This window comes from Pseudomonas sp. PA-4-8C (assembly GCF_021606625.1).
GTDB lineage: Bacteria > Pseudomonadota > Gammaproteobacteria > Pseudomonadales > Pseudomonadaceae > Aquipseudomonas > Aquipseudomonas lactis.
The window spans coordinates 1-12,159 of record NZ_WKCD01000050.1; the positions used below are offsets into that span (position 1 = coordinate 1).

Annotated in this window: 11 protein-coding genes; 5 read left to right on the plus strand and 6 right to left on the minus strand. The window is 60.9% G+C overall.

The features are described from left to right. Nucleotides 1–187 precede the first annotated feature (187 nt). Nucleotides 188–2,797 carry a bifunctional aconitate hydratase 2/2-methylisocitrate dehydratase gene (acnB, locus tag GIW04_RS11155; protein WP_003190828.1) on the minus strand — a complete coding sequence of 870 codons (2,610 nt, stop codon included), beginning with the start codon at nucleotides 2,795–2,797 and terminating at the stop codon, nucleotides 188–190. Between the two features lie 396 nt (nucleotides 2,798–3,193). Here acnB and GIW04_RS11160 point away from each other — a divergent pair, with 396 nt between their 5' ends. Then, the gene (locus GIW04_RS11160; protein ID WP_032892118.1) at nucleotides 3,194–3,664 is read left to right on the plus strand and encodes a DUF1289 domain-containing protein; all 471 of its coding nucleotides are present in this window, start codon (nucleotides 3,194–3,196) and stop codon (nucleotides 3,662–3,664) included. Between the two features lie 69 nt (nucleotides 3,665–3,733). On the opposite strand, the gene GIW04_RS11165 is transcribed toward GIW04_RS11160, so the two are convergent. Beyond that, nucleotides 3,734–4,597: a universal stress protein gene (locus GIW04_RS11165; protein ID WP_120248252.1), complete on the minus strand. Its 864-nt coding sequence runs from the start codon at nucleotides 4,595–4,597 to the stop codon at nucleotides 3,734–3,736. Nucleotides 4,598–4,748: 151 nt separating this feature from the next. Between GIW04_RS11165 and GIW04_RS11170 the strand changes: the two genes are divergently transcribed. Further along, nucleotides 4,749–5,351, plus strand: a complete 603-nt coding sequence (locus GIW04_RS11170; protein WP_032892116.1) for a tRNA-(ms[2]io[6]A)-hydroxylase — start codon at nucleotides 4,749–4,751, stop codon at nucleotides 5,349–5,351. Here GIW04_RS11170 and GIW04_RS11175 read toward each other — a convergent pair. Next, the gene (locus GIW04_RS11175) at nucleotides 5,307–6,506 is read right to left on the minus strand and encodes an MFS transporter (RefSeq protein ID WP_120248251.1); all 1,200 of its coding nucleotides are present in this window, start codon (nucleotides 6,504–6,506) and stop codon (nucleotides 5,307–5,309) included. The genes GIW04_RS11170 and GIW04_RS11175 overlap by 45 nt on opposite strands. 157 nt (nucleotides 6,507–6,663) lie before the next feature. Between GIW04_RS11175 and GIW04_RS11180 the strand changes: the two genes are divergently transcribed. Continuing rightward, a complete protein-coding gene (locus GIW04_RS11180; protein ID WP_003190837.1) occupies nucleotides 6,664–7,371 on the plus strand; it encodes a response regulator in 708 nt (235 codons plus the stop codon). Next, nucleotides 7,372–8,649, plus strand: a complete 1,278-nt coding sequence (locus GIW04_RS11185) for an ATP-binding protein (protein ID WP_120248250.1) — start codon at nucleotides 7,372–7,374, stop codon at nucleotides 8,647–8,649. Between the two features lie 117 nt (nucleotides 8,650–8,766). Here GIW04_RS11185 and GIW04_RS11190 read toward each other — a convergent pair whose 3' ends face one another. From GIW04_RS11190 to ampC, 3 genes are all read right to left on the minus strand, one after another. Beyond that, nucleotides 8,767–9,285, minus strand: coding sequence for an AAA family ATPase (locus GIW04_RS11190; RefSeq protein WP_003190840.1), 519 nt, complete (start codon nucleotides 9,283–9,285; stop codon nucleotides 8,767–8,769). Further along, complete coding sequence (gene pnuC / locus GIW04_RS11195; protein WP_003190841.1) at nucleotides 9,282–9,845, minus strand: nicotinamide riboside transporter PnuC; 564 nt, start codon at nucleotides 9,843–9,845, stop codon at nucleotides 9,282–9,284. Before pnuC ends, GIW04_RS11190 begins: the two co-directional genes overlap by 4 nt. 115 nt (nucleotides 9,846–9,960) lie before the next feature. After that, complete coding sequence (gene ampC, locus GIW04_RS11200; RefSeq protein ID WP_120248248.1) at nucleotides 9,961–11,103, minus strand: class C beta-lactamase; 1,143 nt, start codon at nucleotides 11,101–11,103, stop codon at nucleotides 9,961–9,963. A gap of 129 nt (nucleotides 11,104–11,232) precedes the next feature. Here ampC and GIW04_RS11205 point away from each other — a divergent pair, with 129 nt between their 5' ends. Then, on the plus strand, nucleotides 11,233–12,105 hold the full coding sequence (locus GIW04_RS11205) for a LysR family transcriptional regulator (RefSeq protein ID WP_236270089.1): 873 nt from the start codon (nucleotides 11,233–11,235) through the stop codon (nucleotides 12,103–12,105). The last annotated feature ends 54 nt before the right edge of the window (nucleotides 12,106–12,159 follow it).

Genomic DNA, 12,159 nt, shown 5'->3' on the forward strand with positions numbered 1-12,159 from the left:
CCCACATTTGGATCGCGGTGCGTCAGTTAGATCAGCATCGTCTGTCAGGCCGTCACGGGAGCAAGCTCCCTCGCCACAGGGGCCGCAGCTCCCACATTTGTTTTGTGTTGGCAGTAATGGTTAGTTCCAGGCATAAAAAAACGCCGCGTACCTTGCGATACGCGGCGTTTTTCACATCAACACACCGTTAAGCTTGAATCACCGGGATGTTGGCGCTCGCTGCGATCTTACGGAACTCAGCGATCTGGTCGAAGTTCAGGTAACGGTAGACGTCACTGGCCATGGTGTCCAGTTTCGCCGCGTAGCCCATGTACTCTTCGACGGTCGGCAGGCGACCCAGGGTAGAGGCCACGGCCGCCAGCTCTGCCGACGCCAGGTAGACGTTGGCACCATCACCCAGGCGGTTCGGGAAGTTACGGGTCGAGGTCGACACCACGGTGGAGTTTGGCTCAACGCGTGCCTGGTTACCCATGCACAGCGAGCAGCCTGGCATTTCCATGCGTGCGCCAGCCTTGCCGTAGATGCCGTAGTAGCCTTCTTCGGTCAGTTGGTGCGCGTCCATCTTGGTCGGCGGCGACAGCCACAGACGGGTTGGCAGCTGGCCCTTGACCTGCTCCAGCAGTTTACCGGCAGCGCGGAAGTGACCGATGTTGGTCATGCACGAACCGATGAACACTTCGTCGATCTTCTCGCCAGCGACGCTGGACAGCAGACGGGCGTCGTCCGGGTCGTTTGGCGCGCAGAGGATCGGCTCGTTGATTTCCGACAGGTCGATTTCGATGATTTCGGCGTATTCGGCGTCGGCATCGGCTTCCATCAGCTCCGGGTTGGCGACCCAGGCTTCCATCGCTTGAGCGCGACGTTCCAGGGTGCGTGCATCGCCGTAGCCTTCGCCGATCATCCAGCGTAGCAGGGTGATGTTGGAGTTCAGGTACTCGGTGACGGACTCTTTGGACAGCTTGATGGTGCAACCGGCAGCCGAACGTTCAGCCGAGGCGTCGGACAGCTCGAAAGCCTGTTCCAGCGTCAGGTCGTTCAGGCCTTCGATTTCCAGGATGCGGCCAGAGAAGGCGTTCTTCTTGCCTTTCTTCTCTACGGTCAGCAGGCCAGCCTGGATCGCGTAGTAAGGAATGGCATGCACCAGGTCACGCAGGGTGATGCCAGGTTTCATCTTGCCCTTGAAGCGCACCAGAATCGATTCCGGCATGTCCAGCGGCATGACGCCGGTGGCGGCGGCAAACGCGACCAGGCCAGAACCGGCCGGGAACGAGATGCCCATCGGGAAGCGGGTGTGGGAGTCACCACCGGTACCGACGGTGTCCGGCAGCAGCATGCGGTTCAGCCAGCTGTGGATGATGCCGTCGCCCGGACGCAGCGATACACCGCCACGGGTCATGATGAAGTCAGGCAGGGTGTGGTGGGTGGTCACGTCGATCGGCTTCGGGTAAGCCGCGGTGTGGCAGAAGGACTGCATCACCAGATCGGTCGAGAAGCCCAGGCACGCCAGGTCCTTGAGTTCGTCACGGGTCATTGGGCCGGTGGTGTCCTGGGACCCCACGGTGGTCATCTTCGGCTCGCAGTAAGTGCCTGGACGAACGCCTTTGCCTTCTGGCAGGCCACAGGCCTTGCCGACCATTTTCTGCGCCAGGGTGAAGCCCTTGCCGGTGTCGACAGGCGCTTCAGGCAGCTTGAACAGGTCGGTAGGGCCCAGGCCCAGCTCAGCGCGGGCCTTGTCGGTCAGGCCACGGCCGATGATCAGCGGGATACGGCCGCCGGCGCGGACTTCGTCCAACAGCACCGGAGTCTTCATTTCGAACGTGGTCAGGACTTCGTCGGTGCCGTGTTTGCAGACTTTGCCAGCATGCGGGTACAGGTCGATCACGTCGCCCATGTTCATGTTGGTGACGTCGAATTCGATTGGCAGTGCGCCAGCATCTTCCATGGTGTTGTAGAAGATCGGAGCGATCTTGCTGCCGAAGCAGAAGCCGCCGGCACGCTTGTTCGGCACATATGGCACGTCGTCGCCGAAGAACCACAGCACCGAGTTGGTCGCCGATTTACGCGACGAACCGGTACCGACCACGTCGCCCACGTAGGCAATCGGGAAGCCTTGGCCGCGCATTTCTTCGATCTGCTTCATCGGGCCGGTCTTGCCTTGCTCGTCCGGCACGATGCCTTCGCGAGCCATTTTCAGCATGGCCAGGGCGTGCAGCGGGATGTCAGGGCGGGACCAGGCATCAGGCGCAGGCGAAAGGTCGTCGGTGTTGGTTTCGCCGGTGACCTTGAAGACGCGCAGGCTGATCTTGTCGGCCAGGGTAGGGCGGTTGCGGAACCACTCGCCGTCAGCCCAGGACTGGATCACGCCTTTGGCGTGCTCGTTGCCGTTACGGGCTTTTTCGGCGACGTCGTGGAACGCATCGAACATCAGCAGGGTGTGCTTGAGTTGGGCGGCCGCGACGGGTGCCAGTTCGGCGTCGTCCAGCAGCTCGACCAACGTCACGATGTTGTAGCCGCCCTGCATGGTGCCGAGCAGTTCAACAGCGCGTTTTTTGTCGATCAGGGGGGAAGTGGCTTCGCCCTTGGCCAGGGCAGACAGGAAACCGGCCTTGACGTAAGCGGCTTCGTCAACGCCTGGTGGAATGCGGTTGGTGATCAGGTCAACGAGGAATTCTTCTTCGCCAGCCGGAGGATTTTTCAGCAGCTCGACCAGGCCTGCGGTTTGTTCGGCGTTAAGCGGCTGGGGAACGATACCCAGTGCTGCACGCTCTTCGATATGTTTGCGGTAGGCTTCAAGCACAGTTATTACCCTCATCAGTGGTCCCACGGGACGCTCATCCAGAAATGAACGGCACGCATGCGCTCGGGGGCTTTTTGGGCCGCAAAGCCAGCGCTGCCGCCATTTCTTTACAGAAGCTGCTTTCAAAGTTTTACGCCTGCAGAACGGAGCTGATGAGGGTTGGCGCGGGCTCTGACCTACCGGGTCGAACCTGCGCCAACACCGTTCTGAAGGAACGACTGTGCTCGTGACGCTTTGAAAACAGCTTCCAGCGGATTATTGGCGCCTTACAAGGCCGGGTGATTCTACGGCAAAAAAAATCTAAAGGTAAGTTGCCTGCTCAAGTTTGCTGGGTGATCAACCTTAGACAAAGGGCTAACATGGCGCACTGTTTCGCGGATTTGCGTGTCATTGCCCATGCCCAACCAAACCATCAAGACTCCCTGCGTCGGCCTGTGTTCCACGGTCTACGGCGATCTCGTGTGCCGTGGATGCAAGCGCTTCCACCATGAAGTGATCCAGTGGAACGGCTATAACGAAGAAGAAAAGCGCGCGGTCTGGCTCAGGCTTGAGCAGCTGTTGGTGCAGGTCATGGCCGGCAAAGTGGAGGTTTTCGACCCCAAGACCCTGCGCGGGCAGTTGGAGCAACGCAAGATTCGCTTTGTGCCGCACCAGTCCGAGTATTGCTGGGCCTACCAGTTGATTGCCCGTGGAGCCCGGGTGATCAATAACCTGGAGGCCTATGGCATGGTGCTGTTGCCGGAGTTTCGCGACTGGGCGCTGCCGGAACTGCGCGATGCCATTGATCGCGAGTTCTTTATCTTGTCCGAGGCGCATTACCAGCGCTATATCGCGCCGGGCTTCCTGAAAGATGCGCTGGGTAACTGACGGGCGAGGTCAATGTGGGAGCAGGCAAGCCAGCTCCCACATTTGATCTACATTGCCTGAAGGGCGGCGTCAGGGTTTGGTGGAGAGCTCTTGCAGGTGATCCATGAGCGTCTGCGGTTTGAGCACCAGCACATCGCTTTCCAATGTATCCAGCACCACCTCCGCCGTATTACCGATCAACGCCCCGGAAAGCCCCGTGCGGGCCACCGTGCCGATGATGGTCACCGCCGCCTGCAGCTTATGGGCCATATGCGGGATCAGCACATCGGCCGGGCCTTCCTCGATATGCAGGTGCCTGTCGTCCACGTCGAACTCGGCCTGGAACGCCTTGCATTGCTCGCGGTAGCGCGCCTCGATGGTTTCCTTGAGCTGAAAGGTCGGGTCGGCCGCCGACAGCATGGGCGACGGGTGGGCACTGATGACATGCAATTTGGCTTTGGCCAGGCTGGCGATATCAAAGCCATGGTCGATGATCCAATGGTGCAGCGAGCGGTGTTCGCCGTCTGTGTTGCCCACGTCGATGGCCGCCAGGATCACGCCGCCCGCCCAGGGAGTAGCGGTCTTGACCAGCAACACGGGCGTTGGGCAATAGCGCAGCAACTTCCAGTCCGCCGGGGTCAGCAGGGCTTTTTTCAGCGGGCTGTCGGGGAAGTGCTGCTTGATCACCAGGCCGCAGCCTTCGGCTTGCTGCACATCGATGATGGTTTCATGCAGGCTGTCGTTCCATGCTTGCTCGGTGGTGACGCTGTAGCCGTCTTCCGTCAAGCCTTGCTTGAGCAGGCTCAACAGCGCCGAATGCTCGTGTTTCTTGTCACAGACCAGCAAGTGCAGGTGCGCGTCGGTCACCCCGGCAATCAGCTTGGCACGCTTGAGTGCCAGGCTTTCGGAGTGCTCGGGCTCGATGACCACCAGGATGCTGCGGATGGCTTGCATGGTCGGGTTCTCCTGAAAAGGGCGGGCGTTGAATAACTATAGTTGCTGGTCGGCAACCGTCATGTTGATACACATCAAGGCCGGTGGCTGGTGGTCTGCGGCGGGGTCGGTATAATCGGCGCCCTTTTGTGATCCTTTGCCCGTGAGCCCGATGAACCTGCCCGAAATCCATGAATTCCTCGGCTGCCGCACCCCTGATGCCTGGGTCCAGGCCGCGTTGGCCGACCAGGAAACCCTGCTGATCGACCACAAGAACTGCGAATTCAAAGCCGCCAGCACTGCCTTGAGCCTGATGGCCAAGTACTACGGCCACGTTGACCTGATCAACATGATGTCGCGCCTGGCCCGCGAAGAGTTGGTGCACCACGAGCAGGTCATGCGCCTGATGAAAAAGCGCAAGGTCGAGCTGCGTCAACTGCACGCCGGGCGTTATGCCTCGGGTTTGCGCAAGGTGGTGCGCAGCCATGAGCCGGTCAAGCTGGTAGACACCCTGGTGGTGGGCGCCTTTATCGAAGCGCGCAGTTGCGAGCGTTTCGAAGCGCTGGTGCCGCATTTGGACGAAGAACTCGGCAAGTTCTATTTCGGCTTGCTCAAAAGCGAGGCGCGGCACTTCCAGGGTTACCTGAAGCTGGCTTACCAGTACGGCGACGCCAAGGACATCGCCCAGGTGATCGAGCGGGTGCGGGCCACCGAGCAGGACCTGATCGAATCACCCGACGTCGAGTTCCGCTTTCACAGTGGCGTGCCAGCCTGAGGCCACGGCCACACCGATCAAGGCGGTGATCCCCACCAGCAGCAGGATCACCGTTGGCGTGCCCAAAGGCGCTGCCAACACGGCAATCATCAAGCCCGCCAAGGGCTGGGCCAGGTTGTTGAGCAAGGTCATCACGCCAACGGTCTTGCCGAAGTCCTGCACCGGAATCACCCGTTGGCGGGTGCTGCGCAGGTACACGTTGAACATCTTGTCGAAGCCGGTCAGCAGCAGGAACCCCACCGTGTAGGCCCACACGCCGGGGCTGAGCGCTGTGATCAGCGCGCCGACGGTGATCATCGAGTACGACAACCCGCCCAGTACCTTCAGCTTCAGTGATGAATGCGCCAGGTAGAACAGAATCGCGATTGTCACCAGCGCCCCGGCGGCTTGCAGCAGGGCATAGGCGTCTTTGCCCGCTGCGTAGTGGCCAGTGACCATGGCAGCCGAGGTAGCCAGCGTCACGCCGACCATCAGGTTCACACCGACCGCCAGGACGATGATGCGTTTCAACTCCACCCGGTTGAGGATGTGGCCAAAAGCGGTGCGCAGGGGTTGCAGCCAGTTACCCGGCTGTTGTTCATGGATGTGCAGGTCCACCGTGGTGTTGCGCTGCCAGATCAGCATCGCCAGGTCTGCCAGCACAAACAGCGCGGCGACGCCCAGCACTACCCATGGCCACGCCCAGACTTCCAGCATCAGCGCCGCCACCAACGGCCCGAGCACCAGTCCGCCCTGGTCGGCGATCTGCGAATAGGACAAGGTCTTGGCATAGGTGTACTGCCCGAAGATATGCGGCATCACCACTTCCCGCGCCATGATGCCCTGGGTGGTCAACACGCCGCAAAGCGCGGACAGCATCACCAGCCAATGGATACCGTCGAACAGCCCATACAGCGCCATCGCCACCACGCAGGCCAAGGCCCGATACACCTGGCTGATATGCAGGATACGCACCGGTGAAAACCTGTCGCACAACGCGCCGCACACCGGAAAAGCCAGGTAGCGCGGCAGTGACTCGACAAAAAACGCCAGCCCCGCCCACGACACGCTTTGAGTGGTCTGGAACACGATCAGTGGCACGATAAACAGCAAAACCTGGTCGGCCAGCCGTGAAAGGAACAGCGAAATGAAGAACGCCAGGTAATCCTTGCGCATGGAACTCCCTGTCAATGGCGTTAAAAAGTGCAGGCTATTTGTTAAAAACTCTTAAAAGCATGAAGCTTCTTCGCTGGGTACTGGCCAGCTGCTTCTGTCGGCCAGCTTGCCACCTATAATGGTCCTTTTTCAATCCGCGCATCCACACTGAGAACTTATGGAAAACCTGGGTCTGGGCAAGGTCCTGCTCGTTGAGGACGATGAAAAGCTGGCAGGGCTGGTCTCGCATTTTCTGTCGCAGCATGGTTTCGAGGTACGGGTGGTGTACCGGGGTGATGAAGCCCTGGCGGCGTTCGTGGATTTCAAGCCGAAGATCGTCGTGCTCGATCTGATGCTGCCGGGTCAGAGCGGGCTGCATGTCTGCCGCGAGATTCGCAACGTGTCGGACACGCCCATCGTGATCCTCACCGCCAAGGAAGATGACCTGGACCATATCCTTGGTCTTGAGTCCGGTGCTGACGATTACGTGATCAAGCCGATCAAACCGCCGGTATTGTTGGCGCGCCTACGTGCGTTGCAGCGCCGCCAGGTGCCCGAGCCCACGGTGCGCGGCGCTCTGGAGTTCGGCCGCTTGTCGATTGATCGCAGTTGCCGGGTGGTGCGCCTGGGCGACGAAACCATTGACCTCACCACCATGGAGTTCGAGTTGCTGTGGTTGCTGGCCAGCAGCTCGGGCAAGGTTCTGTCCCGTGACGATATCCTCAACCGCATGCGCGGCATTGCCTTTGATGGGCTGAACCGCAGCGTAGACGTGTACATCAGCAAACTGCGCGGCAAGCTCAATGACAACCCCCGCGAGCCGGTGTGCATCAAGACCATCTGGGGCAAGGGCTACCTGTTCAATCCGTTCGCGTGGGAGGTGTAGATGCTGCGCTTGTATCTGCGCCTTTACGTGATACTTGCGCTCGGCCTGGCCGGGTCGATCTGGCTGGTGAACTTCGGCCTGGACACCTACATGCCCGAGTCCAACGAAACCTATAACCGTGAAGCCCTGCGCGGACCGGCGTGGGCCTTGGTGGAACAGCTGCGCCCCGTGCCGGCAGAGGCGCGCCAGGCACGCCTGGACGAACTGCAACCGCATTACGGCTTGCGGCTCAAACTGGTGCAGCGTGATAACCAGGATTTGAGCGAGCGCGAACAGAAACTCCTCGCGGCTGGCCAGGTGGTGGTGCGCGAAGACTTCATGAAGTTTCTCGCGCCTATCGACGACGGCCCCCAATTGCTCGAAATCAAATTGCCGGAAGAGCCCAAGTGGTTGTACCTGTGGGCCTACGGCTTCCTGGGCGTGAGCCTGGCCATTGTTCTGTATTTCTGGGTGCGCCCACACTGGCGCGACCTGGAGCACATTCGCCTCGCGGCGCAACGTTTCGGTGACAACGACCTGGGCTCGCGCATCCTGCTGCCGAGCCGTTCCACCGTGCGTTCCCTGGCCGGGCACTTCAACCAGATGGCCGAGCGCATCGAGGGTTTGATCGCCAACCAGCGCGAACTCACCAACGCGGTCTCCCATGAATTGCGCACGCCGATTGCGCGGTTGTCATTCGAGCTTGATCAACTCAGGCAACAAAGCGACCCACGGCAAAGCCGAGCGCTGATCAACGACATGTACGCCGACCTCGGTGAGCTGGAAGAAATGGTCTCCGAGCTGTTGACCTATGCCAGCCTTGAGCCGGGCGCCACCCAGGTCACCCGTGAGCATATCGAGGCCCACAGTTGGCTCGACAGTGTTATAGGCGCCGTGGCCCTGGAGGCCGAGGCGCAAGGGGTGCAGCTGTCGTTGCGCACCTGCGAGGTGGACGTTATCCAGATCGAGCCACGCTTTATGGCGCGGGCCGTGATCAACCTGCTGCGCAACGCCATTCGTTATGCCGACCACCGTGTGGAAGTGTCGCTGGTCAAGTTTGGCAGCGGTTACGAAGTGCGGGTCAACGACGATGGGCCGGGGGTGCCGCTGGAGGGGCGCACCAAGATATTCGAACCCTTCCTGCGCCTCGACGCCAGCCGCGACCGCCGCACAGGCGGGTTTGGCCTGGGCCTGGCGCTGGTCAAGCGTGTCAGCCAGTGGCATGGCGGGCAAGTTGAGGTGCTGGATTCGGAATGGGGCGGGGCGTCGTTTCGGATGACGTGGGCGTATGCCGAGTAAAGGGGCTTGCCCCAATGTCATCCTGTAGGAGCGAGCTTGCTCGCGAAAACTCACAGGCGCCGCGTTTATCCAGAAAACACGCGTTATCGTTGACGTTTTTCGCGAGCAAGCTCGCTCCTACAGCAACTGCGTTACCGCGGCAAACGCCGCCTGGCGCCGTTGTTCCCAGCCCCCGCGAATCACCACCAGTGGCTGTTGGTGCTGCTGCATCCATTCCAGACTGGCCTGGAAAAACGCCTGCCTATCCGCCAGTTCCGGCTGGCAGCGCTGGCCGTCGGCACTCCATTCCACGTCTTCGGGGGAGAGCAGCAGATGCAGGTCGTAATGCCGCGCCAGAAGTTCGTCATCCAGCCAGCCGGGGTAGTCGCCGAACAGGGTCTGGCTCCAGAGCCTGTTGGTGAGCAGGTGGGTGTCGAGGATCAGCAACGCGGGGCGTTTGGCGCGGGCGGCATCCTCCCAGGCCAACTGGCCTTGGGCAATGGCCGGGATATCCGCCAGGGTGGTGTCGCGCTGATGCTGATCGATGAAGTAGCGCACATATTCCCCTACCATCAACCCGCCGAAGTGCGCGTGCAACTGCGCCGCCAGCCAGCTCTTGCCGCTGGATTCGGGGCCTGCCAATACCACCACCTTCATGCGCGCAACGCCGGGTCGGCGCGCCACTCGCGCCAGCCTTGCACGGCAATCACGGTAAACAGTGCGTAGAGCGCGGCGGTGAGGTAGAGGCCTTTGTAAAGGAACAGGCCGACGAAGATCACATCCACCACGATCCACAAGGCCCAGCACTGCACACGTTTTTGCGCCATCCACATTTGCGCCACCAGGCTGAAACCGGTGAGCGCGGCGTCGAGCCAAGGCTGGGCGGCGTCGGTCCAGTGGGCCATGGCGGCGCCCAGCAGCAGACTGCCGACGGCACCCACAGCCAGGCTGGCCATGATCGCCGGCACGCCCAGGCTCGTGACTTGGCGGCCCTGCTTGACCTCGCCGGCGCGGGTCCACTGCCACCAGCCATACACCTGCAAGGCCGCATAGACCACTTGCAGGAGCATGTCGGAGTAGAGCTTGACCTCAAAGAACACCCAGGTGTAGAGCAGCACCATCACCAAGCCAATGGGCCAGCACCAAGGGTTTTGTTTGACCGTCAGCCAGACGGCGATCACCCCCAGGGCGGCGGCGAACAGTTCAAGCCCGGACATGGCGGATCCTTGGGGGAGTGGGAGAGGGCGGTGATTGTACCTAGAGGCCGGCGATCTTCAAACGTGCACCGCCAACGCTAAGGTCAGCCCCCGCCCATCGGGGGTATTGCCGGCTTCAGTTATCCATCGCACTCAAGATCGCATACGCCACTTTCACCCGCTCGGCATTCGGGTAGTTCTTGTTGGCGAGGATCACCACACCCATGTCCTTGCTTGGCACAAACGCCACATAGGCGCCAAAGCCGCCGGTGGAGCCGGTTTTGTTGTAGAGCACGTTGGCAGGCTGCGCCTGGGCAGGTTTGAGCCAGTTAACCTTGTGCGGCTCCATCGCCATCGGTGTGGAGTTGCCCTCAAGCAACGCTTGTAGCGCGACGGGGTAGGGGTAGCGTTCCCAGCCCAGGCCCTGGGTCATGCCGTTGACGGTGTAGTAGCCGGCGTGAGTGGTGGCAATGGCCTGCTGCACCGGTTGTTCCAGGGTTTGCGGGTGCATGTTGGCGATCACGTAGCGGGCCAGGTCCTGGCTGCTGCTCTTGATACCGTAGGCTTCGAAGTCCAGGGCGCCGGGGTTGACGCGTACTGGTTTCTGCTGGCTGTCATAGCCCTGGGCGTAGAGGCCGGCCTTGTCGGCGGGCACGCGGGTATAGGTGTTGGTCAAGCCCAGCTTGGGCAGCAGGGTTTTTTCCATGGCGACGGTGAACGGCAGGCCCAGGCTTTTTGCTGTCGCGTAACCGAACAGGCCAATACTGGGGTTGGAATACAGGCGCTGTTCCCCCGGCGCATAAGTGGGTTTCCAATGCTGGAAATATTCCATCATGGTGGTGGCGCTGTCGGCGGCGTCCGGAAACTGCAGCGTCAGGCCGCCGGGGGTATAGGTCGCCAGTTGCAGCAGGCTGATGCGATCGAACGCGCTGCCAGCCAGCACGGGCAGGTGTTGGCTGGTCATGTCCGACAGCTTGAGCTTGCCGATAGCCTGGGCATACCCACCAAGGGTGGCGTTGAAGGTTTTGCTCACTGAGCCGATTTCGAACAGGGTGTTTTCGGTGACAGGTGCTTGAGTGTCCTTGGCGGCGACGCCGTAATTAAAGTATTGCACCCTGCCGTGTTGGACGACCGCGACCGTCAGGCCGGCGATGCCTTGCTGTTTCATCAGAGGGGTGACGTGGCTGTCCACGACCTGGCGCATATCGGTGGCGGCCATGCAGCTGCCGGCCCCAAGCAACAAGGCTGAGATCGCATATTTTTTCAGGGTGTGTTTCATGCTTCGCTTCCATGTAAGTAAGGCAGTGACGATCGGAGCCTGCGCAGGCGTGGCAAATGTAGGTGGATTTCCGGGAGCGGGCAAACGATGATATCTCGCACCAGCCATTAGAAAAATTTGGGCCAAGTCATGTTGCGTTCCCATCTGCCGCTCAATGCCTTGCGCGCCTTCGAAGCGTCGGCGCGGCATTTGAGCTTTACCCGTGCGGCCATCGAGTTATGCGTGACCCAAGCGGCGGTCAGTCATCAGGTCAAAAGCCTCGAAGCGCAACTCAACGTCACGCTGTTCAAGCGCCTGCCACGGGGCTTGATGCTCACCAGCGAAGGCGAATCCCTGCTGCGCGTGCTGCGTGACGCCTTCGACCGTATTGCCCTGACCTTGGATCAGTTTGAAGGCGGGCATTACCGTGAAGTATTGACCGTGGGGGCGGTCGGTACCTTTGCGGTGGGCTGGTTGTTGCCGCGCCTGGCGGATTTTCATAGCCGCTACCCGTTGATCGACTTGCGCTTGTCCACCCACAACAACCGCGTGGATGTCGCCGCCGAGGGCCTGGATTATGCCATCCGCTTTGGCGCCGGCGCCTGGCACGGCACCGATGCCTGCCCTTTGCTTGAGGTACCGTTGACGGTGTTGTGTGTGCCGCAGCTTGCCGAACAACTGCGTAGCCCGGCTGACGTGTTGAAGCACACCTTGCTGCGTTCCTACCGTGCCGATGAGTGGAACCTGTGGTTCCAGGCCGCCGGTTTGCCCGGCGATACCCGGGTGCCGCGCAGCGTGGTGTTCGACTCCTCGCTGGCGATGATGGAGGCCGCGCTGCAAGGGGCTGGGGTAGCACTGGCGCCAGCCCTGATGTTCTCGCGGCAATTGGAGAGCGATGTGATCCGCCAGCCGTTCGAGGTGGGGATCACCACCGGCAGCTATTGGCTGACGCGCTTGCAGTCGCGGGCTGAAACACCCGCGATGTTGGCGTTCAAAGGGTGGCTGCAGACGAGTGTTGCCTGATGTGCGAGGGATTTTCCAATCAGTTAAGCGAACGCCATGCCCAAAGCAACGAAG

Excerpts from the sequence above, each read along its gene's own strand:
- GIW04_RS11180 (WP_003190837.1), top strand. The coding sequence starts at position 6,664 with ATGGAAAACCTGGGTCTGGGCAAGGTCCTGCTCGTTGAGGACGATGAA.
- GIW04_RS11165 (WP_120248252.1), bottom strand. The coding sequence starts at position 4,597 with ATGCAAGCCATCCGCAGCATCCTGGTGGTCATCGAGCCCGAGCACTCC.
- GIW04_RS11190 (WP_003190840.1), bottom strand. The coding sequence starts at position 9,285 with ATGAAGGTGGTGGTATTGGCAGGCCCCGAATCCAGCGGCAAGAGCTGG.
- GIW04_RS11205 (WP_236270089.1), top strand. The coding sequence starts at position 11,233 with ATGTTGCGTTCCCATCTGCCGCTCAATGCCTTGCGCGCCTTCGAAGCG.
- GIW04_RS11160 (WP_032892118.1), top strand. The coding sequence starts at position 3,194 with ATGCCCAACCAAACCATCAAGACTCCCTGCGTCGGCCTGTGTTCCACG.
- GIW04_RS11170 (WP_032892116.1), top strand. The coding sequence starts at position 4,749 with ATGAACCTGCCCGAAATCCATGAATTCCTCGGCTGCCGCACCCCTGAT.
- pnuC (WP_003190841.1), bottom strand. The coding sequence starts at position 9,845 with ATGTCCGGGCTTGAACTGTTCGCCGCCGCCCTGGGGGTGATCGCCGTC.
- ampC (WP_120248248.1), bottom strand. The coding sequence starts at position 11,103 with ATGAAACACACCCTGAAAAAATATGCGATCTCAGCCTTGTTGCTTGGG.
- GIW04_RS11185 (WP_120248250.1), top strand. The coding sequence starts at position 7,372 with ATGCTGCGCTTGTATCTGCGCCTTTACGTGATACTTGCGCTCGGCCTG.
- GIW04_RS11175 (WP_120248251.1), bottom strand. The coding sequence starts at position 6,506 with ATGCGCAAGGATTACCTGGCGTTCTTCATTTCGCTGTTCCTTTCACGG.